This is a genomic window from Alistipes sp. Marseille-P5061 (assembly GCF_900290115.1).
GTDB classification, from domain to species: Bacteria; Bacteroidota; Bacteroidia; order Bacteroidales; family Rikenellaceae; genus Alistipes; species Alistipes excrementigallinarum.
Genome location: NZ_LT985750.1, coordinates 513,216 through 539,266, shown reverse-complemented (window position 1 = coordinate 539,266; position 26,051 = coordinate 513,216). Strand labels below are relative to the sequence as shown.

The window sequence follows — 26,051 nt, the reverse complement described above, 5'->3', positions numbered from 1 at the left end:
ATCAAGTATCTATGCATCCAAACAGATTGTTTTTATTACAGAATCAAAATCCTAAGAATTTATAAAAAATGAAGCCTAAAGAAGTTTTGGAAAAATGGATAGATTGCTTTAACAAAGCAGATGCTTATCATATAGCAGAGCTGTATGCTACTAATGCAGTAAATCATCAAGTCGCAAACGAACCAATAATAGGTAAAGAATCAATCTACAAAATGTTTGTGAATGAATTTGCCACTGCTAAAATGGTTTGTATGGTGGAAAATATTTTTGAAGATGGCGAATGGGCTATCATGGAATGGAAAGACTCTCTTGGACTTCGTGGATGCGGATTTTTTCATGTAAAAGATAACAAAATCGTCTTTCAAAGAGGGTATTGGGATAAACTTTCATTCTTGAAGCAACACAATCTTCCAATTGAATAAGTACTATCAGAATACGGACTGGGAAATTGAAATACCCAGTCCGAGTTATATAATGAATTTTACTTGTTAAACTATTTAAAGTCAGTTGGATAACAAACCATACCTTTCACATTCTCAGTAGCTCCAGGTATTAATTCAGCCACCATGCAATATTCATGAGAGACTTCGAAAGGAAATTCAATTCCTAAATCGATAGCCTTGCGATAGCCAAATCGAGGATAATACTCTTTATGCCCCAATACGACTGCTGTGCCGTAACCCAAAAGTGCTGCCCTCTGATGGGCTTACTGAATCAACATCCCCCCCCAATTCCCTTACGCTGGAATTCCGGCAAGACTGCCAATGGAGCTACACTCAGGGATGTGACAGACTGGGTGTCACTGTCTATCTTTACTTCTGTAAGTAAGATATACCAGACAATTTGTTTTTCTGTCATTTTCTTGTTCTTATCTAATTGTTAGGCTCATTGTTGTTATACATTGTTTAATTATAGATAAATCGTGAATATCCTTCTCTCTTAAATCGTAGCCCGAATGGAATACTTGTTGCCCTTTTGCAGAAATGCAAGGGATGCTTCTGCCTTCAAAGACTGCTGTTCCAAAATAGTCCGGTTGAAATTCATACCAGCCTCCATCCAAGTCGGCTTGTTTGGAAGTGCCGTCCGCATTCAAGACAAAAGGATGGATATCAATATAGCCTAATTCTTTGCTATACAGTTCCACACGGGTGGGCAACCAATTTGTTTCAATTTGATATCCTCTCTCCTGCAAAAGATCAAGGAGTTGGTCTGTATAATTGGCATCAAAATCAATGTCAATATCTCTATGCAAGCGGGTTTGCTGTCCGTACAAGACATCCACTCCCCAGCCTCCATCCAACCAAAACTGCATGTCCAGGCTTTCCAACAAGTCCAAAACTTGAAATAACTCTGTAATCGTAGTGTGTTCTTTCTTTGTCATATAATAATTCTTTAATAAATAATACTATGCGTAATTATCCAACTGCTTGATTGAAGAAATAAAATTTGCACCCACTCCAATCAGAAAGATAACCCATCCGCTGATCATAAAGACGGATGTGATACCCCATGCTTCCACCCAATATCCTGAAGCTACGATACCCAGCATTGATGGAAAGGTACTCAAACTAAAGATGAGAGAAAAAGTCCGTCCAAGCATGTCCGAAGCCAAGTTCTGCTGAATAATAGCGATGAAAAGCGCATGGTAAATGGAATAGGCTATGCCTCCTGTAAATGTTAGGCAAACAAAACCTATAAATGCGCTTGATGGTAAATAACTGGCGCTAATCAGATACAATCCCAATATCACATAAGCCGTATGCATCACTAATGTTTGCTTGCTTTTCAAAGCCTTACAGGCAAGTACTAAACCGCCCAACAATGCCCCTGAGCCCCAACCCATTTCCACAACTCCCATTTGCAAAATGTTTCCGTTGAAATGCAGAAGCGTCATAAAAGGAAATAACGTAAAAACAGGCATAAGGACAAAAGTCACCAGCGTAAAGCATACGAATAAAGGCAAAATGCCCATTGTACGCCGCAAGGTATGCCAACATTCCGTCAGTTCTTTTTTGAAATCTGGAAGAACTTTCGTTTTTTGAAGAGAAGGAATCTGGACACAAAGTAAGGTCAGACAAGCAGCAACAGCTCCGATCACATCTATGAGCAGAATATACTGTATGGGAAGCCAAACAACGAGGCTTGCCCCTACAACGGGAGCTATCACCTCACTGAAGGATTGAATGGAATGGTACAAACCTGATACCCTGACAAGATGGTGCTTGGGAACCAGTAGAGGGATGCTTGCCTGTAAAGCAGGTGCATGAAACGTACTGCCTATTGAACGACAAGCAGTCAATAGATAAAAAAAAGAAAGGTCTTTATAACCCTTGGTTATCACAATAAAAAGACATAGGGTACAGAACGCGATGAACAAGTCCGAATAAAACATCGTTTTCTTTCGATTCCATCTGTCAACATAGACCCCGGCAAACAAGCCTAATACAAATTGTGGTAAAAATCCAGCTAAAATAGCCAGAGATAAAGCTGTCGGGGATTTAAATTCGTTGCTAATCCAAAAAATAATGGAGAAGCCAACAATCGTACTTGTTAAAATAGATATGAGTTGGCCTATTCCTATCACGGCCAAAGTTGATTTCCAATGATTCATTGTGCTAATATTTCATGCGTTTATAGATAAGTACTTTCGTACATTAAGCAAAACGAAATTCTATCCACACAAAAAACTTGTATTATAATCCACTCCTGACGTTGGAATACAATAACAAATACTTTCAGGACGATGTAAAGTCCTGAAAAATCAAACTGAATGGATAGATAAATATTAGTCTTTTCTCATCGGATTCTTTTAATATCGCTACTCTTTTATTATGTAGTGGTTGTATTATCTTAAATAAAACAAAAACACCGACTTTACATTCTTGGGTGTAAAACTGGGTGTTTGTTTTGCAATCTGCTGATTTTCAGCGTTTGTTGCGGAGAGAGAGGGATTCGAACCCCCGGAGCCTCGCAGCTCAACGGTTTTCAAGACCGCCGCAATCGACCACTCTGCCATCTCTCCGGGCACAAAAATAGTACGGTTTTTCCATTCCGCCAAATCTCCGGCGCCATTATTTCGCTGCAACTGAGCCCGGAGAGGCACCCTGCACGACAATTTTGCGGGCTCGGTTTCCGCTTTCGCGCGAAAAGTCCTATCTTTGCTCAATCCGACAGGTATCGGACTGCTGCCCGTGCACGCGTTCCCAACAAAGGCCGCGGCACGGCGCACTCCCCCACCATCGGACGGTCAGGTTAATGATTTACCCCGACTCGGCCCGAAGGCGCACTTCCGCGCCCCCTTACGCCGCGGCCGGGGGACAAAACGAGCGACGAACAATGCCACCCATTTCCCAACGTGCGGAGCTGATGCCGGCTTCGCCCATCCGCAAACTCGTGCCGCTGGCCGAAGCGGCCAAGGCGCGCGGCACGAAAATCTACCACCTCAACATCGGCCAGCCCGACGTGCCCACGCCGCAGGTCGGCCTCGACGCACTGCGCCACATCGACCGCACGGTGCTCGAATACAGCCCCAGCGACGGCTACCGCTCGCTGCGCGAGAAGCTGGTCGAGTACTACGCCCAGTACCAAATCAAGCTCTCGCCCGACGAAATCATCGTCACCACAGGAGGCTCCGAGGCGGTGCTCTTCGCCTTTATGTCGTGCCTCAACCCGGGCGACGAAATCATCGTCCCCGAGCCGGCCTATGCCAACTACATGGCCTTTGCCATCTCGGCCGGTGCGGTCATCCGCCCCGTCGTTTCGACCATCGAGCAGGGCTTTGCGTTGCCCGACATCGCCGAATTCGAGCGGCTCATCAACGAGCGCACGCGCGGCATCCTGATTTGCAACCCCAACAACCCCACCGGATACCTCTACACGCGCAAGGAGATGGACCGCATCCGCGACCTGGTGAAGCGCTACGACCTCTTCCTCTTCTCGGACGAGGTCTACCGCGAGTTCATCTACACGGGGTCGCCCTACATCTCGGCCTGCCATCTGGAGGGTATCGAGGAGCACGTCGTGCTGATTGACTCCCTCTCGAAGCGCTACTCCGAGTGCGGCATCCGCATCGGCGCGCTCATCACCAAGAACCGCAAGCTGCGCGACGCGGTGATGAAGTTCTGCCAGGCGCGCCTCTCGCCCCCGCTGCTGGGGCAGATTGTCGCCGAGGCCTCCATCGATGCGCCGCGCTCCTACAGCGCCGAAGTCTACGAGGAGTACATCGAACGGCGCAAGTGCCTCATCGACGGGCTCAACCGCATCCCGGGCGTCTACTCCCCCATCCCCATGGGTGCCTTCTACACGGTGGCCCGCCTGCCGGTCGAGAACAGCGACGACTTCTGCGCCTGGTGTCTGAGCGACTTCAGCTACGAGGGCGAGACCGTCATGATGGCCCCCGCCTCGGGCTTCTACTCCGACCCCGCCTACGGCCGCAACGAGGTGCGCATCGCCTACGTGCTGAACAAGCGGGACCTCACGCGCGCCCTCTTCCTGCTCGAAAAGGCGCTCGAGGCCTACAACAGCCGCAAATAGCCGAAGCCCCGCCCTCCCCGCCGGAGCGGCGGCAGCAAGTTTTCCGACAAGGGTCGCACACCGAAGTGCGGCCCTTGCCTTTGTCCGTACCTTTACTCAGACGTTGCCCGGCCGCCCCGATGCGGAACGCAGCCGCTCCGTTACCCCACACGGCCGCTCCGATGCGGAGCGTGTGCTTCCTCCTACCCCTCTTACCTCGCCTACCCCGCCCGCGGCCCGTCTTTACCCTGTTGCCGTCCTGCCGCTCTCCCGCCGCCCCGCTGTCCCGGCACAATCAATTGCGGCAGCAGCCACGCCGGTCGTCCGACCCGACATACCGGCCAATGTTCTACCGTTTATTCCAATTTCTAAGACTTTCCGACCAATTTCTTTGGGGCGCACGGATTGTTTTCCTACCTTTGCCGCCGTTGCTGCGCGCCCCGCAAGGGCCCGCCAAGTATTAACCTAAACCATTTGACATGAAAAAAGTCCTCCTCCTTCTGGCCGCCACGGCGGCAACGCTCGCGGCCTCGGCCGAAGGATACCAGGTAAACAACCTCTCCTCGAAGCAGAACGGTATGGGACACGTCGGTACGGCCATGAAGCTCAACTCCGAGTCCGTGTGGTTCAACCCTGCCGCCGCTGCCTTCCAGCAATCGAAATTCGACATCTCGGTCGGCATCACGGGCATCGCCTCGAAGGCCACCTACACCTCGCTGCCCGACTACACGGGCGCCACGCCCCAGCGCCACTTCACCTCGGACAACAAAATCTCGACGCCCCTCTACGCCTACATCAACTACAAGCCGCTCGACTGGATGTCGGTGGGTCTGGCCTTCAACACCCCCTTTGGCTCCTCGATGAACTGGGGCGACAACTGGGCGGGTGCCCATCTGGTGCAGTCCATCAACCTCTCGGCCTACAACCTCCAGCCGACCGTCGGCTTCCGCATCGGCAAGCACATCTCGGTGGGCGCCGGTCTGATGATGACCTGGGGTACGTTCGACCTCTCGCGCTCGCTGCTCCCCGTCGGGGCCGACAACGCCCAGAACCAACTGCTCATGGGGGCGCTGCAGACGGCCATGCCGACGCTGCCCAACATCTTCGAGATGGCCGGCGACCGAAGCCTCATGTCGCTCGCCCTCAAGGGAGACGCCAAGATGGCCGTCGGCGTCAACGCCGGCATCATGTGGGACATCAACGAGCAGTGGTCGCTCGGCTTCACCTACCGCTCGAAGCTGCGCATGAAGGTCAACTCGGGCTCCATCGCCCTCAAGACGATTGACGACCCCGCCATCGGTCAGATTCTCGGTCAGCTGCTCCAGGCTCCCCAGTTCTCCACGCTGCAGAACCTCTCCTCGGCCGTGGTAAAGACCGAACTTCCGCTCCCCGCCTCGCTCACGTGGGGCGTCAGCTTCCGCCCGACGCCGAAGTGGGAGTTTGCCGTCGACCTGCAGTATGTCCTCTGGAGCGCCTATGACCGGCTCGACGTCGAGCTCGTCAATCCGACCGACAACACGACCGTCATGACGCTGGCCAGCGACAAGAACTACTCCAACACGCTGGCGGTCCGCATCGGCGGCCAGTACCGCGTCTGCGATTTTCTGACGGCGCGCATGGGTATGTACGTCGACGAGAGCCCCGTGAGCAGCGACTACCTCAATCCCGAGACCCCCTCGATGACCAAGCTGGCCTACACGGTCGGTCTGACGCTGCGTCCGACCCGCTGGCTTGACATCGACCTGGCCTACGGCTACGTCAACTCGGCCGACCCCGAGCGCACGGGCTCCTACCCCTACACCAACTCGGTGCTCGAGTTGGCAGGCGTCGGCGCCGCCCAGGCAACGACCGACTTCTCGGGCAACTACACGGCCCGCGCCCACACCTTCTCGCTCGGTCTGAACTTCCGTTTCTGAAAGCCGGAATATTTTACTATCTTTGCGGTGCGCTTCGCCCCAATGCGGGAGGAGCACACCGCAATCGTTTTGCAGGGCCCTATAGTTCAAGGGATAGAACGAGGGTTTCCTAAACCCTAAATCCGCGTTCGAGTCGCGGTGGGGCTACCAGGCCGGCGGCCGGAGTTTTTCCAGCAGGAGAACTCCGGTCGCACTGTTTTTGGGGCTGAGACAGAGCGAGGCGGCGCTGTGTCGAAAGAAGACGCGCCCACTAGCTCTCCCCCCTTTCCGACACCACCCTCTCCGCCGCGGCAAGCAGCTGCTTCCCCGGCGAAAGCCCGCCTTCGGGCACAACTTTTGCCCCTCACCGTCGTCGCCTTCCCGGACAGGCGGTCGGGCCCGGCAAAAATCTCGCACCCCGCATGGCTTTTTGCCCCCGCCTTTTCGTATCTTTGCAGCCGGAAAACACACGAAGAAATGGAATCGCTCAAAGAGTTGTACAAAATCGGGAGCGGCCCCTCGAGCAGCCACACGATGGGGCCCAAGAAGGCGGCCGAGCAGTTCGCCGCACGCGGCAACCACGCCGACGCCTTCCGCGTAACGCTCTACGGCTCGCTCGCCGCCACGGGCAAGGGCCACCTGACCGACGTGGCCATCCTCTCGGTACTCCAGCCCATCGCGCCGACCGAAATCGTCTGGCGCCCCGAGACGGTGCTCTCCTTCCACCCCAACGGCATGCTCTTCGAGGCGCTCAGCGGGGGCAAGGTCATCGACAGCTGGACGATTTTCAGCATTGGCGGCGGCGCGCTGGCCAACGAGGAGACTACCCGCGAGGAGCCGCGCAGCATCTACCCGCTGACGACCATCAACTCCATCAAGGAGTGGTGCTACCACGAGGGTAAGACCTACTGGGAGTATGTCAACGACTGCGAGGGGCCCGAAATCTGGGACTACCTCGACACCATCTGGGAGCAGATGTGCAAGACCATCCAGAACGGACTGAACAACGACGGCGTGCTGCCGGGCGGTCTGAAGGTGGCGCGCAAGGCGAGCACCTACTGGGTCAAGTCGAAGAGTTACACCGATTCGCTCAAGTCGCGGGCAAAAATCTACGCCTATGCGCTGGCCACCTCCGAGGAGAATGCCGCCGGCGGTACGGTTGTCACGGCTCCGACGTGCGGCTCGAGCGGCGTCGTTCCGGCGGTGCTCTACCACCTGGCCACCTCGCGCGACTTCCTGCGCATCCGCATCCTGCGGGCGCTGGCCACGGCGGGGCTCTTCGGCAACATCGCCAAGACGAACTCCTCCATCTCGGGCGCCGAGGTAGGGTGTCAGGGCGAGGTGGGCGTCGCCTGCGCCATGGCTGCGGCTGCGGCCTGCCAGCTCTTCGGCGGCACCCCTTCGCAAATCGAGTATGCCGCCGAGATGGGGCTCGAACACCACCTCGGACTGACGTGCGACCCCGTCTGCGGACTGGTGCAGGTCCCCTGCATCGAACGCAACGCCATTGCGGCGGCCCGCGCTCTGGATGCCAACATCTACGCCACGCTCTCCGACGGAGCCCATCTGGTCAGCTACGACAAGGTGGTCGAGGTGATGAACGAGACGGGCCACAACCTGCCGAGCCTCTACCGCGAGACCTCCGAAGGGGGCCTTGCCAAGCGCTACTACGAGCGCATATAGGCGCCGCGGCACATTCCGGGCAGGGGGGCCAAGTCCTATCCTGTCCTCTCCGAGCCCGCACCGGACGCCCTGTCCGAATTCTCCGCGGCGGCTCCCGGGTGATTCCCGAGCCACCTACGGACGACTCCCGAACAACTCCCGGGCAACCCTACCCCCCTCCAAGCCAAGCCCTCTGGGGTCCGCCACGCATTGCATAACGCCACAAAAAAAGCCTCCTCCCCGTCCGGGGAGGAGGCTTTTTCTAAGCCCTGCGGGCTGCGGTCCCCGAAGGAACCGCCCCGCTCGCGTATGGTTAGCGCTGCGACTGCTGCTGCAGATTCTCGAGGTCGGATTTCAGACCCACCACGAGGTTGTCGTACTCGCGCAGACCCGTACCGCCCGGAATCAGGTGACCGCAAATCACGTTCTCCTTCAGATTCTCCAGCGGGTCGACCTTCGCCTGGATGGCGGCCTCGTTGAGCACCTTGGTCGTCTCCTGGAACGAAGCGGCCGAGATGAAACTCGAGGTCTGCAGTGCGGCGCGGGTGATACCCTGCAGCACCTGCGTCGAGGTTGCGGGAACGATGTCGCGCACCTGAACGAGCTTCAGGTCGCGGCGCTTGAGGCTCGAGTTCTCGTCACGCAGCTTGCGCAGCGAGATAATCTGTCCCGGCTGCAGCGACGTCGAGTCGCCGGCATCCGTAACCACCACCTTGTCGTAGAGCTCGTCGTTCACATCCATGAACTCCCACTTGTCGACAATCTGGTCCTCGAAGAAGCGCGTGTCTCCCGGGTCGATAATCTTCACCTTCGACATCATCTGACGTACGATGACCTCGAAGTGCTTGTCGTTGATTTTCACACCCTGCATGCGGTAGACCTCCTGCACCTCGTTGACGATGTACTCCTGCACACGTGTCGGGCCGAGGATGTTGAGGATGTCCGACGGAGTGATGGCACCGTCCGAAAGCGGGCTGCCGGCCTTCACGTAGTCGTTCTCCTGCACGATAATCTGACGCGACAGGGGCACCAGATAGCGCTTCACGTCACCCTGCTTCGAGGTGATGATGATTTCGCGGTTACCGCGCTTGATTTTGCCGAAGGTTACCTCACCGTCAATCTCCGACACGATGGCGGGATTCGACGGGTTGCGCGCCTCGAAGAGCTCCGTAACACGCGGCAGACCACCGGTGATGTCGCCGCCCGACTTACCGATTGCACGCGGAATCTTGATGAGGATTTCGCCCGTCTTGATTTTGGCGTTGTCCTTCACCACGACGTGGGCCGATACCGGGAGGTTGTACTGCTTGACCTCCTCGCCCTCCTTATTGACAATCTTGATGACGGGGTTCTTCGTCTTGTCCTTCGACTCGATGACCACCTTCTCCGAAAGGCCCGTCTGCTCGTCACGCTCGTCGCGGTAGGTCACACCCTCGATGATGTTCTCGTAGACGGCACGACCGTCGTACTCCGAGATAATCACGGCGTTGTAGGGGTCCCACTCGCAAATCATGTCGCCCTTCTTCACCTCGGCGCCGTCCGCCATGAAGAGCGTCGCACCGTAGGGAAGGTTGTGCGTATAGAGAACGATGTTGGTCTTCGGGTCGACGATGCGGAACTCCGACTGACGCGAGATGACGATGTCAACCGGCTCGCCGGCAGCATTCTTGCCCTTGACCGTACGCAACTCGTCGATTTCCAGACGACCCTCGTACTTCGAAACGACGTTGGTCTCGACGGCAGTACCACCGGCCACACCACCGACGTGGAACGTACGCAGAGTCAGCTGCGTACCCGGCTCGCCGATGGACTGTGCCGCGATGACGCCGACCACCTCGCCCTTCTGTACCATGCGGGCCGTGGCCAGGTTGCGGCCGTAGCACTTGGCGCAGACGCCGTGGCGCGACTCGCAGGTGAGCACCGAGCGGATTTCAACCGACTCGAGCGGCGACTTCTCGATTGCCTCGGCAATATCCTCGGTAATCTCCTCGCCGGCCTTGCAGAGCACCTCGCCCGTCAGGGGGTGGATGACGTCGTTAAGCGCCGTACGGCCCAGAATGCGGTCGTAGAGCGTCTGTACCACGTCGTCGTTGCGCTTGATGGCCGTAGCCGTCAGACCGCGCAGCGTACCGCAGTCCTCCTCGTTGATAATCACGTCCTGGGCCACGTCGACCAGACGGCGCGTCAGATAACCGGCGTCGGCCGTCTTCAGGGCGGTATCGGCAAGACCCTTTCGGGCACCGTGCGTCGAGATGAAGTACTCGAGCACCGACAGACCCTCCTTGAAGTTCGAGAGAATCGGGTTCTCGATGACCTGCTGGCCACCCTCGACGCCCGACTTCTGCGGCTTGGCCATCAGACCACGCATACCGCTCAGCTGACGAATCTGCTCCTTCGAACCACGGGCTCCCGAGTCGAGCATCATGTAGACCGGGTTGAAACCGTCCTCGTCCTTGACCAGCGTATCAATCACGGCCTTCGTCAGCTTGGTGTTGATGTTGGTCCAGACGTCGATAATCTGGTTGTATCGCTCGTTGTTGGTAATCAGACCCATGTTGTAGTCCTCCATGATGGCGTCGGCACGCTCGTAACCCTCGGCCACGAGCTTCTGCTTCTCCTCGGGGATGATGACCGCGTCGAGGTTGAACGACAGACCGCCCTTGAAGGCCATGCGGTAACCCATGTCCTTGATGTCGTCGAGGAAGTTGGCCACCTTGTCGGCACCGGCCTTCTTCATCACCACGGCGATGATGTCACGCAGCGAGCGCTTGGTCAGAATCTCGTTGATGTAACCCACCTCCTTGGGAACTACCTGGTTGAAGAGGATGCGGCCGATGGTCGTCTCCTTGAGCACGCGCACGGGGTTTCCGTGCTCGTCCAGGTCGTCCACCATGCACTTGACCACGGCGTGCAGGTCGGCGCGTTTCTCGTTGTAGGCGATAATCGCCTCCTCGGGACCGTAGAAGACATGTCCCTCGCCCTTGACGCCCTTGCGCGGCTTGGTGATGTAGTACAGACCGAGGACCATGTCCTGCGACGGCACCGTGATGGGGGCGCCGTTGGCCGGGTTGAGGACGTTGTGCGAACCGAGCATCAGCAGCTGCGCCTCCAGAATGGCGGCGTTGCCCAGCGGCAGGTGCACGGCCATCTGGTCACCGTCGAAGTCGGCGTTGAAGGCCGTACATGCCAGCGGGTGGAGCTGCATGGCCTTGCCCTCGATGAGCTTGGGCTGGAAGGCCTGGATACCGAGGCGGTGCAGCGTCGGGGCACGGTTCATCAGCACGGGGTGACCCTTGATGACGTTCTCGAGGATGCCCCAGATGACGGGGTCCTTGCGGTCGATTATCTTCTTGGCCGACTTCACCGTCTTGACGATGCCGCGCTCGATGAGCTTGCGGATGACAAACGGCTTGTAGAGCTCGGCGGCCATATCCTTCGGGATACCCATCTCGTGCATCTTCAGCTCGGGGCCGACGACGATGACCGAACGGGCCGAGTAGTCGACACGCTTACCGAGCAGGTTCTGACGGAAGCGGCCCTGCTTGCCCTTGAGCGAGTCGGAGAGCGACTTGAGCGGGCGGTTCGACTCGTTCTTCACGGCGTTCGACTTGCGCGAGTTGTCGAAGAGCGAATCGACGGCCTCCTGCAGCATGCGCTTCTCGTTGCGCAGAATCACCTCCGGGGCCTTGATTTCAATCAGGCGCTTGAGTCGGTTGTTGCGGATGATGACGCGACGGTAGAGGTCGTTCAGGTCCGACGTGGCGAAGCGGCCGCCGTCGAGCGGCACCAGCGGGCGCAGTTCGGGCGGAATGACCGGGATGACGCTCAGCACCATCCACTCGGGCTTGTTCTTGCCGTTCGAGGCTCGGAACGACTCAATCACGTTGAGGCACTTGAGCGCCTCGGACTTGCGCTGCTGCGAGGTCTCGGTCGAGGCCTTGTGGCGCAGGGCGTACGACATCGAGTCGAGGTCGACCTGCTTCAGAAGCGTATAGATGGCTTCGGCACCCATCTGGGCGACGAACTTGTTGGGGTCGCTGTCGTCAAGCGCCTGGTTGCCCTTGGGCAGGGCGGCCAGGATGTCGAGGTACTCCTTCTCCGAGAGGGTCTGGAGCCGCTCGATGCCCTGCTCGGCAGCGACACCGGGGTTGATGACGACGTAGCGCTCGTAGTAGATAATCGTCTCCAGCTTCTTGGAGGGGATGCCCAGCAGGTAACCGATTTTCGAAGGCAACGAACGGAAGTACCAGATGTGCACCACGGGAACGACCAGCGAGATGTGGCCCATGCGCTCGCGGCGCACCTTCTTCTCGGTCACCTCCACACCGCAACGGTCGCAGACGATGCCCTTGTAGCGGATGCGCTTGTACTTGCCGCAGTGGCACTCGTAGTCCTTCACCGGGCCGAAGATGCGCTCGCAGAAAAGACCGTCGCGCTCGGGCTTGTAGGTACGATAGTTAATGGTCTCGGGCTTGAGCACCTCACCGCTCGACTGGGCCAGAATCTCTTCGGGAGAGGCCAGGCCGATGGAGATGCGGCTGTAACCATTGTTCGTCTTATTGTCTTTGGTAAATGACATATTGTGTTCGTTTTTCTTATCTTCCTAATTATACCTCTTACTCGAGTTTGACGGAGAGCGCCAGACCGCGAAGCTCGTGCAGCAGCACGTTCATTGCCTCGGGGATACCCGGCTTGGGCAGGTTCTCGCCCTTGACAATCGCCTCGTAGGCCTTTGCACGGCCCGTCACGTCGTCGGACTTGATGGTCAGAATCTCCTGCAGGATGTTGGCGGCACCGAAGCCCTCGAGTGCCCAGACCTCCATCTCACCGAAACGCTGACCGCCGAACTGCGCCTTACCGCCGAGCGGCTGCTGCGTGATGAGCGAGTAGGGACCAATCGAACGGGCATGCATCTTGTCGTCAATCATGTGGCCCAGCTTGAGCATGTAGATGACGCCCACCGTAGCCGGCTGGTCGAACTTCTCGCCCGTGCCGCCGTCGTAGAGGTAGGTGCGGCCGCTGTGCGGAAGACCCGCCTTGGCCGTGTACTCGTTGATTTGCTCGAGCGAAGCACCGTCGAAAATCGGCGTGGCGAACTTCAGACCCAGCTCGCGGCCAGCCCATCCGAGCACCGTCTCGTAAATCTGGCCCAGGTTCATTCGCGAAGGCACACCCAGCGGGTTGAGGCAGATGTCGACAATCGAACCGTCCTCGAGGAAGGGCATGTCCTCGTCGCGGACAATCTTCGCCACGATACCCTTGTTACCGTGACGACCGGCCATCTTGTCACCCACCTTCAGCTTGCGCTTCTTGGCGATGTAGACCTTCGCCATCTGGATGACACCCGTCTGCGGCAGCTCGTCGCCGTTGGTCAGGTTGTACTTCTCGCGCTTGATGGCCGCGTCGGCCTTCTTCCACTCGATGGTATAATTGTTAATCGTGGTCTCGATGAGCGAGTCGATGTGTGCATCGCCCGTCCACTTGCACGAACCGAGGTTGAGGTAGCCCGTCATGACGCCGGTCTTCTCGTCCGACGACTTGTGGGCCAGCTCCTCGAGCAGCTTCTGCGAGAACTTCGTGCCGGCGGGATAGAGCTCCACGCCGAAGTAGTCGGTGATGCCCGTCGTGGTCTTGCCCTGGAGCAGCGTCCAGAGCTTCGATACGAGCAGCTTGGTCAGGTCGGCAACCTGCCCGGCGAACTTCTCGTCGAGCTTCTCGAGCTGCAGCTTCTCGGCGTTCTTGCTCTTCTTGCCGTCCTTGCCGGCGCGGCTGTAGAGCTTCGTGTCAATCACCACGCCGTGCAGCGAGGGCTGCGCCTTGAGCGAGGCATCCTTCACGTCGCCGGCCTTGTCGCCGAAGATGGCGCGCAGGAGCTTCTCCTCGGGCGAGGGGTCGCTCTCGCCCTTCGGGGTAATCTTGCCGATGAGGATGTCTCCCGGGTGGATGTTGGCACCCACGCGGACGATACCGTTGGCATCGAGGTCCTTGGTGGCATCCTCCGAGACGTTCGGAATATCCGACGTGAGCTCCTCGACGCCGCGCTTCGTATCGCGCACCTCCATGATGTACTCGTCGACGTGTACCGACGTGAAGATATCCTCGCGCTGGATGCGCTCCGAAATCACGATGGCATCCTCGAAGTTGTATCCCTTCCAGGGCATGAAGGCCACCTTCAGGTTGCGGCCCAGAGCCAGCTCGCCGGCCTGCGTCGAGTAACCCTCGGTCAGAATCTGGCCCTTGGTCACATGGTCGCCCGTGAGCACCGTCGGCTTGAGCGTAATCGAGGTGTTCTGGTTCGTGCGGCGGTAGCGCGGCAGCTCGTAGGTGGTCACCTCGGGGGCGAACGAAGCGATGATTTCATCCTCCGTACGCTCGTACTTGACCTGAATCTTCGTCGCATCGGCGAAGACAACCTCGCCCTCGCCCTCGGCGACAATCTGGATGCGGCTGTCGGAAATCATGTCCTTCTCGATGCCCGTACCGACGATGGGCGCCTCGCACGTGATGAGCGGCACGGCCTGGCGCATCATGTTCGAGCCCATCAGCGCACGGTTGGCGTCGTCGTGCTCGAGGAACGGGATGAGGCTGGCGGCAATCGAGGCAATCTGGTTGGGCGCCACGTCCATCAGGTTCACCTCCTTGTCCGTCACCACGGGGAAGTCGGCACCCTGACGCGCCTTGATGCGGTCGGGCTGCAGGAAGTGCCCCTCGTCGTCGATGGGCATGTTCGACTGCGCAATAATCTTACCCCCCTCCTCTTCGGCCGAGTAGTAGCGGATGTGCGAGTTGTCCATGTCGATGACGCCGTCGGTAACCGTACGGTAGGGCGTCTCGATGAATCCCATGGGCGAAATCTTCGCATAGACGCAGAGCGACGAAATCAGACCGATGTTCGGGCCTTCGGGCGACTCAATCGGGCAGAGACGTCCGTAGTGCGTATAGTGTACGTCGCGCACCTCGAATCCGGCGCGGTCACGCGACAGACCGCCGGGGCCGAGGGCCGAGAGACGACGCTTGTGGGTAATCTCGGCCAGCGGGTTAATCTGGTCCATGAACTGCGAGAGCTGCGAGGTGCCGAAGAAGGAGTTGATGACCGACGACAGCGTCTTGGCGTTAATCAGGTCCACCGGCGTGAATACCTCGTTGTCACGTACGTTCATGCGCTCGCGAATCGTACGCGCCATGCGCACGAAGCCGACCGAGAACTGGTTCGAAAGCTGCTCGCCCACCGTACGTACGCGGCGGTTCGAGAGGTGGTCGATATCGTCCACGTCGGCCTTCGAGTTGATGAGCTGAATCAGGTACTTGATGATGGCGATGATGTCCTCGCGCGTCAGCGTGCGGATGGCCGGGTCGATATCCAGGTTCAGCTTCTTGTTGATGCGGTAGCGACCTACGTCGCCCAAATCGTAACGCTTGTCCGAGAAGAAGAGCTTCTCGATGACGTCGCGCGCCGTTGCCTCATCGGGCGGCTCCGAAGCGCGCAGCTGCCGGTAGATGTAGACGACAGCCTCCTTTTCGGAGTTACAGGGGTCTTTCTGCAGGGTATTGTAAATAATCGAGAAGTCGATGCCCGACTGATTCTCCTTGTGGAGCAGAATCGTCTTGGCGCCGCTTTCGATAATCTGGTCGATATGCTCCTCCTCGAGCACCGTCTCGCGGTCCACGATGACGTTGTTACGCTCGATAGAGACCACCTCGCCGGTATCCTCGTCGACGAAGTCCTCGACCCAGGTCGAGAGCACGCGTGCGGCCAGCTTGCGGCCTACGGCCTTCTTCAGGTTGGCCTTCGTTACCTTCACCTCGTCCGCCAGATCGAAAATCTCGAGAATCTGCTGGTCGGCCTCGTAACCGATGGCACGCAGAAGCGTCGTTACGGGCAGCTTCTTCTTGCGGTCGATGTAGGCGTACATCACGTTGTTGATGTCCGTGGCGAACTCAATCCACGACCCCTTGAAGGGGATGATGCGGGCCGAATAGAGCTTCGTACCGTTGGTATGCATGCTCTGTCCGAAGAAAACGCCGGGGGAACGGTGCAGCTGCGACACAATGACACGCTCGGCTCCGTTGATGACGAACGTACCGCGTTCGGTCATGTAGGGAATCGTACCGAAATAGACGTCCTGTACGACCACACCGAAATCCTCATGCTCGTCGTCCGTGCAGTAGAGCTTGAGTTTGGCCTTCAGGGGGACGCTGTATGTCAGGCCGCGTTCGAGACACTCCTCGATAGAGTAGCGCGGCGGGTCGATATAGTAGTCGATGAACTCCAGAACGAAGTTGTTCCGGGTATCCGTAATGGGGAAATTTTCCTGAAAGACCTTGTAGAGTCCCTCATTCTTACGGTTTTCGGCCGTAGTGTCCATCTGGAAAAAGTCCCGGAATGATTTGAGCTGTACCTCCAGCAGGTCCGGATAGGGCACCCGGTTCTTGACTGTCGAAAAGCTGATTCTTGGTTGTTGTTTTGCTGCGGACATCGGTAAAATCCAAATTAGTTGAAGTGTAAGTACGCGCGAGTGAGTTACGCTCCCGAGACGGGACTGCTTTATCCCGCTAATGCCCCCAGTGTAACGACATTACATCCCTGAGAGCATTCAAATTCCAAAAACCGGACACAGCTCAGCGGCACTTCCGGTCTTTAGAGCAAAAAGGCATAGAGCTTACAGCGAATGTAAGCCCTATACCTGCATTGACTGAACAGTCGTAAGCGGCAATGCTACTTAACCTCAACTTCAGCACCTGCCTCCTCGAGCTGAGCCTTAATCTGCTCGGCCTCCTCCTTGGAGACACCCTCCTTAACGGCCTTGGGAGCACCGTCAACGAGTGCCTTTGCATCGCCCAGCGACAGGCCGGCGATATCCTTAACGGCCTTGATAACCTGGAGCTTAGCCTGACCGGCGTTCTTCAGGATAACGTCGAACGACGTCTTCTCAGCTGCAGCAGCCTCGCCTGCGCCAGCAGCGGGAGCAGCAACAGCAACAGCTGCAGCAGCGGGCTCAATTCCGTACTCCTCCTTGAGGATAGTAGCCAGTTCGTTTACCTCCTTAACTGTCAAATTTACCAATTCTTCAGCCAGTTTTTTTACATCTGCCATAGTTGTAATTCTTATTAGATTTTGTTTTTAATTCTTGTTGTGATTAGTTGTTTCGCGATTCGAGCGTCTTCACGAGGCCCGCAATCTTTTGACCTGCATTACCCTGCAATGCAGAAATAACATTCTTGGCCGGGGACTGCAGCAGAGCGACGATATCGCCGATAAGCTCTTCCCGACTCTTGATGTTGCACAGTGTTTCGAGCTGCTCGTCGCCAATGTACACGCATCCCTCGGCGTAAGCCGCCTTCAGGACGGGCTTGTCGGCCTTCTTGCGGAACTCCTTGATGAGGACCGCGGGGGCCTTGGCCACCTTCGTGAACATAATCGACGTGGAACCCTCCAATACCTTCACCAAATCGGCATCAGCCTTCTCCACCTTCTCGAGCGCCTTGGCAAGAAGCGTGTTCTTGACAACGACGAGCTTCACGTTGCTCTCGAAGCACTTGCGACGGAGCGAAGCGGTCTGCTCGGCATTCAGCGCCTCGATGTTGGTGATGTAAAAGTGAGGATACGCCTGGAGCTGCTCGGTAAGGCTGTTAATAACAACCAGTTTTTCTTCCTTTGTCATCTCTTACTCTCCTCCTTTATTTGGTTTCAACTGACTTGGCATCAATCTGCACACCGGGACTCATGGTCGTCGAAAGATAGATACTCTTCACATAAGAACCTTTGGCAGCAGCTGGCTTGAGCTTGATAATCGTGCTCAGCACCTCCTTCGCATTTTCAGCGATTTGCTCGGCCGAGAACGAAATCTTGCCTACCGACGTGTGGATGATACCGAACTTGTCGACCTTGAAGTCGATTTTACCGGCCTTCACCTCACCAACGGCCTTGCCGACCTCCATGGTCACCGTACCCGTCTTGGGGTTAGGCATCAGTCCGCGGGGACCCAGGATACGACCCAGGGCGCCGACCTTGCCCATCACGTTGGGCGTACATACGATGACATCGACGTCGGTCCAACCCGACTTGATTTTGTCTACATACTCATCCAGACCTACGTAGTCTGCTCCGGCAGCCTTAGCCTCGGCCTCCTTCTCGGGGGTGCAGAGCACGAGCACGCGCACCTGCTTGCCCGTTCCGTGGGGAAGCGTTACGACACCACGCACCATCTGGTTGGCCTTGCGGGGGTCCACACCCAGACGAACGTCGATATCAACCGAAGCGTCGAATTTCGTAAACGTGATTTCCTTCAGAAGAGCGGCAGCCTCCGGAAGTTTGTAAGCCTTACCGGCTTCCACCTTTGCGTAGGCGATTTTTTGATTTTTTGTCAACTTACTCATCTTCGTAAATCAATTACAGATTAGGAAATTCTCCCACTACGCTGATACCCATACTGCGCGCAGTACCGGCAACCATACGCATAGCAGACTCAAGCGTGAAGCAGTTCATGTCGGGCATCTTGTCCTGAGCAATCTCCTTGATTTGGTCCCATGTTACCTGACCAACCTTGTCGCGGTTAGGCTGCGCGGAACCGCTCTTGAGCTTGGCTGCTTCCTTGAGCTGAATGGCTACGGGCGGTTGTTTAACAACGAAGTCGAACGACTTGTCCGTGTAAACCGTGATGATAACCGGAAGAACCTTACCAGCCTTGTCCTGAGTACGGGCGTTGAATTGCTTGCAGAAGTCCATGATATTGACTCCCTTGGAACCCAAAGCCGGACCTACCGGGGGCGAAGGATTGGCAGCACCACCTTTAATCTGCAGTTTGATAAATGCAGCAACCTCTTTTGCCATAATTTTCCTTGGTTAATTATTCTTTTTCTACTTGAGTGAAACTCAACTCCATAGGAGTTTTGCGCCCGAATATCTTCACCGATACCGTGAGTTTCTTGCGCTCGTTGTCGACAGTCTCAATGGTACCTTGGAAGCTTGAGAAAGGACCGTCCGTAACCTTGACGGTCTCGCCGACACAGAAGGGTGTTTCGCTCTCCTCCTCCATGGTGCTCAGCTCGTCGACACGGCCCAGGATGCGCGCCACCTCCTGTGGACGAAGAGGCGTGGCAATCATCTTGCGGCTGTCTTCCTTCGTATCGCCGAGGAAGCCGAGCACGTTGGGAGTATTGCGAATTATAATCGGAATCTGACCTACAAACGCTGCTTCAATCAACACGTAACCCGGATAAGAAACCTTCTCCTTCGAAACTTTCTTTCCGTTGCGAATCGTGTATACCTTTTCCGTGGGAATCAGCACCTGGGAGATGTAATCCTCCAGGTGGTTGTGACGAATTTCGGCCTCGATGTACTCCTTGACCTTATTCTCCTTGCCACCGATGGCCCGAACCACGTACCACTGTTTCTTAATCTCGCTCATCGTTCAGCACTCAACACGGGTTAACGACCAAGATTTGCCAGGGTCTTGTAGATGACAGCCATCAGATTCTCGAACGACAGGTCCATCGCCAAAACGATGATAGCGAAGATGACCGAAGCCACCATCACTACGACCGTCGAACTCTGAAGCTGCGGAAACGTGGGCCACGTCACCTTGTGCACAAGCTCGTTGTAGGATTCTTTTACGTAGTTGAACATAACTTTCGTCTCGATTTTTATAGCAGGAGCAGAGAGATTCGAACTCCCATCAACGGTTTTGGAGACCGCTATTCTACCCTTGAACTATGCTCCTAAGATGAGGAGCGGTGCGGTTGAACACCGCTCCTCTTATGGTAGATTCGTAAATTACTTGATAATCTTCAGAATCTGACCGGCACCTACCGTACGGCCACCCTCGCGGATTGCGAAACGCAGACCCTCGTTCAGGGCGACAGGGTAGATAAGCTTAACGGTGATGGTTACGTGGTCACCCGGCATAACCATGTCGACACCTGCAGGCAGATGAACCTCACCCGTTACGTCCATCGTACGCAGATAGAACTGGGGACGATAGTTGTTGTGGAACGGCGTGTGACGGCCACCCTCCTCCTTCTTCAGGATGTAGACCTCAGCCTCGAACTCGGTGTGCGGCGTAATCGAACCCGGCTTGGCAACGACCATACCACGCTTAACCTCCTTCTTGTCGATACCACGGAGCAGCAGACCTACGTTGTCACCGGCCTCGCCCTCGTCGAGCAGCTTGCGGAACATCTCCACACCGGTGCAGGTCGAAGTCAGCGTCTTCTCCTCCAGACCGATAATCTCAACGGGGTCACCCACGTGGATAACGCCGGTCTCGATACGGCCCGTTACAACGGTACCACGGCCGGTAATCGAGAATACGTCCTCGATAGGCATCAGGAAGGGCTTCTCGTTGTCGCGCTGCGGAACGGGGATGTACTCGTCTACGGCATCCATCAGCTCCATAATCTTTGCCTCCCACTTCGGCTCGCCGTTCAGGGCGCCCAGAGCGGAACCGCGGATTACAGGGGCGTTGTCGCCATCGTAGTCGTACTTCGAGAGCAGGTCACGAACCTCCATCTCAACGAGGTCGAGCATCTCGGGGTCGTCCACCATGTCGCACTTGTTCAGGAAAACGACAATCTTCGGCACGTTCACCTGACGGGCGAGCAGCACGTGCTCGTTGGTCTGGGGCATCGGGCCGTCCGTAGCGGCAACTACCAGGATGGCACCGTCCATCTGAGCGGCACCCGTAACCATGTTCTTCACATAGTCGGCGTGTCCCGGGCAGTCCACGTGAGCATAGTGACGCTTTGCCGTCTGATACTCAACGTGCGCAGTGTTAATCGTGATACCACGCTCCTTCTCCTCGGGTGCGTTGTCAATCGAGTCGAACGAACGGAGCTCCGAGAGGCCCTGCTTGGCCAGAACAGTCGTGATAGCAGCGGTAAGGGTGGTCTTACCGTGGTCAACGTGTCCGATGGTACCGATGTTCACATGCGGTTTCGAACGGTCGAATTTTTCTTTTGCCATAGTATTAAGTATTTAAAGTATTGTTAAACTTTACTCAAAGTTTTAAGTTCATCCAACAGCCAGCGCGCAACACAAGCAACCGTTCAGTTCCCTGCATCACACGCGCTGCATCGGAGAGCGGAAGACGAGGCTCAAACTCGCGACCCTTAGCTTGGAAGGCTAATGCTCTATCAACTGAGCTACTTCCGCAAAAATATACCGTATCAGAGTCCCTATCCTTCCGACGTCGTCCGGCCAGCGGACCGGCACCTTCGGGATTATGCAACTCCAACCGGCACTCTTTCTTTTCTTCTTTTTTTGTGGGAAGTGATGGATTCGAACCACCGAAGGCGTAAGCCAGCAGATTTACAGTCTGCCCCATTTGGCCACTCTGGTAACTTCCCTTGTTTGCGTCCCTCGCGGAACATGCGCCTGCCCTTTTGCTCGGAATCTCTGCGCATCGGACTGAGCCGATGGAGGGATTCGAACCCCCGACCAGCTGATTACAAATCAGCTGCTCTGGCCAACTGAGCTACATCGGCAGAATCGACCTTTTGGACTGCAAAAATAGGTATAAAAAATAGATTCACCAAATTCTCGATAAACTATTTTTTAACTTTTTCGCTCTTCAAAGAACTCGATTCGGCGCCTCGCTCTGTGAGGTCGAATCGGGTGCAAAGATAGGAAAAGTTTTGGACATCGCAACAGGTTGAGCAAAAAATATCGTCCAAAGCGACCTTCCGGCGCATAAAAAGGCAAATCGGGGCACCGAGCGGAAAAATCCGCTGCCGATACCTTAATATATAAGGCCGAAGCGGGTCGGAAACACCCTCGCCCCCTTGCACGGACAGACGCATCCCGGCTGCCGAAAAAAGTGCTCCGGCAGACACGGAGGTCCGCCGGAGCATCTCAAGCTCGAATCGGCGACGAGGCCGGAAGCGTACGACATACAGCCGGACAGACCGGAGTACCTTACCGCCGCTTCATCTCGGCAATCAACTGAGCGGGAGTCGCCTGCAGGTAGTTCTTGCAGAAGCGGCTGAACTGCGTATAGTGACGAAACTTGTATTTCTCCATCAGCGCCTTCGTGCTGTCCTCCCCGTCACGGATATCGGCATAAATCTTCAGCGCCTTCTGACGCATCATCCAGTGGTAGACGCTGTCGTTGAAGTGCTCGGCAAAGCGCCGCTTGAAGACCGAGAGGCTCATTCCGGCCAGCGACGCGAGGTCCGTAACGCCCTGCGCACGCTCGTAGTTGTTGCAGACGAAGGCCCGGAAGTTGTCCTGGGGCTGAATCATCCGCTGGAAGAAATAGGCCAGCTCGGAGGGGGTATGAAGCACTCTGAAGAGCATGAAGAGTTCGCTCACCTTCAACCGGTGGAAGCGCTCGCATTGGGCCAGGGCCGGGAAGTCGAACATGTCGGACAAAAGCCGTTCGACCGCCGGATGGAGTGCCAGCGTGGGCACGGCTTCGGTCGGCACGTCGGGGTAACCGGCTACCTGCAGTCCGAAGATATCGGGCTCGCAGATTTCAGCCCTGGGCTCAAGCGAAAGGATAATGACCTCGCTCTGCTCATGGGCCGTGACGACATACTCCTCGCTGCGGGCCAGACAGGCGCACTGCTTCGAGGTGACAAACTTCGTACCCTGCGGCTGGCTGACAAGCAACGTGCCGGTGCGTACAAAAAGAATACGGACCATGCGGCCCGCAGCGAAGGTGACACCTTCGCCCGAAAGAAACGAACGCCGGACAAAGCGACAATATATCGCATCGCCGGCCCTACGGAACGGAACCGGAAACGTAGGACAACTGCTACAATCCGCAGGACAATTCTCCTTCAAAGCCGACTCCACAAACTGCGGTTGGGGTTGTAGTTCCATAAAAACAAAAAAATAATGCTACCGAAATCTCGGCCGTCCAAAAGTACGCAAAAAAATTAAAAAACGAAGCGTCCAAGTGGAATATAACGCTATTTTTATGCAGCGATGGAAACAAAAAACACCCTTCAGGTAATTTTCCGTTCCCTCCATACAAGGCAATCGGACATTCATCCATTCAGCCCAGAGACGATTCACTGCCGCTTCGACCCCATCCGGAGGGCCTCCCGGGGACACCGAAGAGTCAGGGAGGAGACATCGAGCCGAAATATAGTCGATTCGGAAACACACCGAGTCGATTTTGTCGTCGATGCATGCCCCTGGCACTCCATACCGCACCGGATACCACCCCGGTCGGGCAAGCCCCTTTCAACGGGCAGTTTCCCCTTTCAACGGGCAGCCCCCCCCTTCCGACCGTCATGGAACCGGACCTTCCGGACCTCACAGGAAGAGCGACACGTCCCGGATAAGCACGTCGGCTCCCGACCGAATTACCGTTCGGGCAGCGTACATGCCGGAGCCGGCAGCAACGGCCATAACGGATGCGGCCGGGGATAAAGTCCCCGGCCGCCCCCTACTCAGGTTATTTGTAGCTTACAATCAGAACTTTCGAAGAACCCCAGAACTGCTCCGGGTCAAGTATCACCAGCTTTTCGACCACCTTGTCGGCATTGGTCTGCAGTTCGTAGGAACCGGCCGGATGGTTCGTCACCAGCTCGACCTTCTTGTGTCCGATGGCGATTTCGCGCAGCTCGCGGGCGTCAACCTGGTTGAAGAGCTCAGCGGGAGCATCTCCGCGGGCCACCAGCGTACGGCCGATGAAGCCCTGCTTCTCGACCACGCCCGCATCGAGCAGATTCTTCTGCGAATCGACGATGTAGCGCACGGCACTCATGCGGTTCTCAAGTTCGGTCTTCTCGTTCGAGAGGCTGTCGACACGGGCCGTCTGCTCGGCCACCTGTTCGTGGAGCGACTCCACCTCGATGCCCATCTTCGAGAGGTCCTCCTTCAGGCGAGCCACCTCGCCGTCCTTGTCCACCAGCTGGGTATTGAGGTCGACAATCATCTTCTCGAGGCCGCTGATGCGCAGGTTGGCCTTGCGCAGCTGGGCGGCGGAGTGCTGCAGCGAAGCTATCTTCTTGCGGTTATCCTGCAGCAGGCGGTCGATGGCCGCGATGTCGTTGTTGATTTCCTCGACCGGACGCTTCCGGCTCTCGATGTCGCTTTCGCTCACCGTGAGGAGATTTTCACGGGTCTTGATGGCGGCAAGATTCTCCGATATGGCGTTGATGTCCTCGAACACGGCCTTGATGATGGAGTCCTTCGAGCTGACCACCGTCCGCAGAGAGTCGCGCTGACCCTCAATCTTATCGGCCGTACCGCGGCTGACGCACGATGCAAGTGCAAAGATGACGCCCAGCATCACAAAGACTAATCTTCTCATAACTTTTTCAATTTAAGCATCAAAAATGTTATTGCTTGCCGTCTCCAAATATAGGAAGAAAATCGGTGTGATATACACCCGCACCCCAAAAAAACGCTCTTTTCAGGCCATTTTCCATACTACAGCCGAACTTTCCCGCTTCTCACCCGCCGAAACCGGCTCCGAACAACTCCTGACGGGGGCACCGTGCACCCCGCCGCGACGTCTGAAGCACGAAAAACCGCACCCCCAGAAGGGAGTGCGGTTTTTCGTGGACGTCGGACAAGCACTACTTGTTGGCGTTCTTCTTATCGTAGCGTTTTGCGTAGCGGCTCATAAACTTATCGACGCGACCAGCGGTGTCAACCAACTTCATCTTACCGGTGTAGAACGGGTGCGACGTGTTGGAAATTTCCATCTTATACACGGGATAGGTTTCGCCGTTCACCTCGATGGTCTCTTTTGTCGAAACGGCGGACCGACACAAAAACACGTGGTCGTTGGACATGTCCTTGAAGGCCACTAAACGATAATTCTCCGGATGAATACCCTTTTTCATTGTCGTTGTTTTTGTATTAAACAATTAGCTTAAGCGCGACAAAGGTACAAATTAATTCGCAACATCCAACACCCGGCCCGAAAAAAACGACGATTTTTCCTCCGCCACAGCCCTTTCCAACGACAAAAACCCCTCCGTCCGGGGCTCCTGCGCCCGGGGAGGGCGCAGCCAGAAATCCGGGCGCCGCCCCGCGCGGAACCGGAACGCGCACCCCGTGCAGCCGGCTTACAGCCCCTCCCTAAGGAGACTTTGCCGCCGCCGCATTGGAATTCGGGAAAATTTTTCCTATCTTTGTCCCCGCAAACCGAGGACCCATAGCTCAGTCGGTTAGAGCAGCGGACTCATAATCCGAAGGTCGTGGGATCATGCCCCTCTGGGTCCACCGCCGGCAGCCGGAATCACACGATTCCGGCTGTCTTTGTCTTCACCCCCGCCCGCATCCGGACCGTACGGCTCACCCAAAGGCTCCGCACCCACCGCAGACGCCGCCACGTCCCCACCAGAGACCCACCTCAACCGGCCCGGCCCTGCGGCGATGCAAGCGGCGGAAAAAAGTGAAGTGCGGGCTTTTTTTTGCCCCGACTTTACACTATCTTTGCATCACACTAAAAAACAAACCCCAACCATGGAATTCGAAGGAACGGTCTACAAAATAATGCCCGTGACCAAGGGCACCTCCGCACGCGGCGAGTGGCAGCGTCAGGATGTGGTCTTCGACGCCAACGAAGGCTCCTTTACGCGCAAAATCTGCGTAACCTTTTTCAACAAGCCCGATGAGGTGGCCAAGCTCCGCGAGGGTGCCGCCTACACGGTCTCGGTAAACATCGAGTCGCGCGAATACAACGGCCGCTGGTATACCGACGTGCGCGCCTGGCGGATTCAGCCCAAGGCTGCGCAGGCACCCGAGATGCCGCCCATGCCCGACATGCCGCCGATTGCCAAAGAGCCCTCCTACGCCTCGACCCCGGCATCCGAAGTGGATGACCTCCCCTTCTGAGCCGCAGCGCATCTGCAGCGCACCGCAACCGACACACGACGAAAAAGCCCCGACGAAGCCAGCTTCGCGGGGCTTTTTTCGTGGGCAGCGGTCGGCACCGGAGGCCGCCCGCTGCTCACCCTCCACACCGTTCAACATCTCCCCAATGCCTGCCTCAGGCCACCTTCCGCACCGTTCGACCAATT

General features: G+C 56.5%; 19 protein-coding genes and 7 tRNA genes. 7 read left to right on the top strand and 19 right to left on the bottom strand.

The window, feature by feature from the left end:
• Positions 1-68: 68 nt before the first annotated feature.
• Positions 69-422, top strand: a complete 354-nt coding sequence (locus C8267_RS09275) for a nuclear transport factor 2 family protein (RefSeq protein ID WP_004308780.1) — start codon at positions 69-71, stop codon at positions 420-422.
• A 446-nt stretch (positions 423-868) separates the two neighbouring features.
• On the opposite strand, the gene lnu(AN2) is transcribed toward C8267_RS09275, so the two are convergent.
• From lnu(AN2) to C8267_RS09260, 3 genes are all read right to left on the bottom strand, one after another.
• Positions 869-1,381: a lincosamide nucleotidyltransferase Lnu(AN2) gene (gene lnu(AN2), locus C8267_RS09270; RefSeq protein WP_004308783.1), complete on the bottom strand. Its 513-nt coding sequence runs from the start codon at positions 1,379-1,381 to the stop codon at positions 869-871.
• A gap of 24 nt (positions 1,382-1,405) precedes the next feature.
• Positions 1,406-2,611: a macrolide efflux MFS transporter Mef(En2) gene (gene mef(En2), locus C8267_RS09265; RefSeq protein ID WP_005786079.1), complete on the bottom strand. Its 1,206-nt coding sequence runs from the start codon at positions 2,609-2,611 to the stop codon at positions 1,406-1,408.
• 326 nt (positions 2,612-2,937) lie between these two features.
• A tRNA-Ser gene (locus C8267_RS09260) sits at positions 2,938-3,022 on the bottom strand.
• A 314-nt stretch (positions 3,023-3,336) separates the two neighbouring features.
• Here C8267_RS09260 and C8267_RS09255 point away from each other — a divergent pair.
• The 4 genes from C8267_RS09255 (at position 3,337) to C8267_RS09240 (ending at position 8,090) form a co-directional block, all read left to right on the top strand.
• On the top strand, positions 3,337-4,533 hold the full coding sequence (locus C8267_RS09255; RefSeq protein ID WP_106634405.1) for a pyridoxal phosphate-dependent aminotransferase: 1,197 nt from the start codon (positions 3,337-3,339) through the stop codon (positions 4,531-4,533).
• A gap of 458 nt (positions 4,534-4,991) precedes the next feature.
• Positions 4,992-6,428 carry an OmpP1/FadL family transporter gene (locus tag C8267_RS09250; protein WP_087360286.1) on the top strand — a complete coding sequence of 479 codons (1,437 nt, stop codon included), beginning with the start codon at positions 4,992-4,994 and terminating at the stop codon, positions 6,426-6,428.
• A gap of 75 nt (positions 6,429-6,503) precedes the next feature.
• Positions 6,504-6,578: transfer RNA gene (locus C8267_RS09245), tRNA-Arg, on the top strand.
• 306 nt (positions 6,579-6,884) lie between these two features.
• Positions 6,885-8,090: an L-serine ammonia-lyase, iron-sulfur-dependent, subunit alpha gene (locus tag C8267_RS09240; protein WP_106634404.1), complete on the top strand. Its 1,206-nt coding sequence runs from the start codon at positions 6,885-6,887 to the stop codon at positions 8,088-8,090.
• Positions 8,091-8,382: 292 nt separating this feature from the next.
• Here the strand turns inward: C8267_RS09240 and rpoC are convergent, their stop codons facing one another.
• The 16 genes from rpoC to C8267_RS09160 all read right to left on the bottom strand — a co-directional run bounded on the left by rpoC (position 8,383) and on the right by C8267_RS09160 (position 24,869).
• On the bottom strand, positions 8,383-12,648 hold the full coding sequence (gene rpoC, locus C8267_RS09235; protein ID WP_106634403.1) for a DNA-directed RNA polymerase subunit beta': 4,266 nt from the start codon (positions 12,646-12,648) through the stop codon (positions 8,383-8,385).
• Positions 12,649-12,685: 37 nt separating this feature from the next.
• Entirely contained in the window at positions 12,686-16,546 is a 3,861-nt protein-coding gene (rpoB, locus tag C8267_RS09230; protein WP_087360276.1) for a DNA-directed RNA polymerase subunit beta, read from the bottom strand.
• Positions 16,547-16,785: 239 nt separating this feature from the next.
• Positions 16,786-17,163: a 50S ribosomal protein L7/L12 gene (gene rplL / locus C8267_RS09225; protein WP_087360273.1), complete on the bottom strand. Its 378-nt coding sequence runs from the start codon at positions 17,161-17,163 to the stop codon at positions 16,786-16,788.
• A gap of 43 nt (positions 17,164-17,206) precedes the next feature.
• Positions 17,207-17,731, bottom strand: a complete 525-nt coding sequence (gene rplJ / locus C8267_RS09220) for a 50S ribosomal protein L10 (protein WP_106634402.1) — start codon at positions 17,729-17,731, stop codon at positions 17,207-17,209.
• Between the two features lie 16 nt (positions 17,732-17,747).
• Positions 17,748-18,446: a 50S ribosomal protein L1 gene (gene rplA, locus C8267_RS09215; protein ID WP_087360268.1), complete on the bottom strand. Its 699-nt coding sequence runs from the start codon at positions 18,444-18,446 to the stop codon at positions 17,748-17,750.
• A gap of 13 nt (positions 18,447-18,459) precedes the next feature.
• Positions 18,460-18,900, bottom strand: coding sequence for a 50S ribosomal protein L11 (gene rplK, locus C8267_RS09210; protein ID WP_087360266.1), 441 nt, complete (start codon positions 18,898-18,900; stop codon positions 18,460-18,462).
• 16 nt (positions 18,901-18,916) lie between these two features.
• The gene (nusG, locus tag C8267_RS09205) at positions 18,917-19,477 is read right to left on the bottom strand and encodes a transcription termination/antitermination protein NusG (protein ID WP_087360263.1); all 561 of its coding nucleotides are present in this window, start codon (positions 19,475-19,477) and stop codon (positions 18,917-18,919) included.
• A gap of 20 nt (positions 19,478-19,497) precedes the next feature.
• Positions 19,498-19,695: a preprotein translocase subunit SecE gene (secE, locus tag C8267_RS09200; RefSeq protein WP_087360261.1), complete on the bottom strand. Its 198-nt coding sequence runs from the start codon at positions 19,693-19,695 to the stop codon at positions 19,498-19,500.
• A gap of 23 nt (positions 19,696-19,718) precedes the next feature.
• Positions 19,719-19,789, bottom strand: a tRNA-Trp gene (locus C8267_RS09195).
• Between the two features lie 53 nt (positions 19,790-19,842).
• Positions 19,843-21,030: an elongation factor Tu gene (gene tuf, locus C8267_RS09190; protein WP_087360258.1), complete on the bottom strand. Its 1,188-nt coding sequence runs from the start codon at positions 21,028-21,030 to the stop codon at positions 19,843-19,845.
• 116 nt (positions 21,031-21,146) lie between these two features.
• Positions 21,147-21,219: transfer RNA gene (locus C8267_RS09185), tRNA-Gly, on the bottom strand.
• Between the two features lie 111 nt (positions 21,220-21,330).
• Positions 21,331-21,413 (bottom strand) — tRNA-Tyr (locus tag C8267_RS09180).
• Positions 21,414-21,477: 64 nt separating this feature from the next.
• Positions 21,478-21,551: transfer RNA gene (locus C8267_RS09175), tRNA-Thr, on the bottom strand.
• A 430-nt stretch (positions 21,552-21,981) separates the two neighbouring features.
• On the bottom strand, positions 21,982-22,710 hold the full coding sequence (locus C8267_RS09170; RefSeq protein WP_106634401.1) for a helix-turn-helix transcriptional regulator: 729 nt from the start codon (positions 22,708-22,710) through the stop codon (positions 21,982-21,984).
• Between the two features lie 760 nt (positions 22,711-23,470).
• Positions 23,471-24,331 (bottom strand): Cbp1 family collagen-binding glycoprotein adhesin, encoded by an 861-nt coding sequence (locus C8267_RS09165; protein WP_087360252.1) that lies wholly within the window; start codon positions 24,329-24,331, stop codon positions 23,471-23,473.
• Positions 24,332-24,599: 268 nt separating this feature from the next.
• A complete protein-coding gene (locus tag C8267_RS09160) occupies positions 24,600-24,869 on the bottom strand; it encodes a type B 50S ribosomal protein L31 (protein WP_087263064.1) in 270 nt (89 codons plus the stop codon).
• Between the two features lie 308 nt (positions 24,870-25,177).
• On the opposite strand from C8267_RS09160, the gene C8267_RS09155 reads away from it, so the two are divergent.
• Positions 25,178-25,251: transfer RNA gene (locus C8267_RS09155), tRNA-Ile, on the top strand.
• A 243-nt stretch (positions 25,252-25,494) separates the two neighbouring features.
• Entirely contained in the window at positions 25,495-25,866 is a 372-nt protein-coding gene (locus C8267_RS09150; RefSeq protein WP_106634400.1) for a DUF3127 domain-containing protein, read from the top strand.
• The last annotated feature ends 185 nt before the right edge of the window (positions 25,867-26,051 follow it).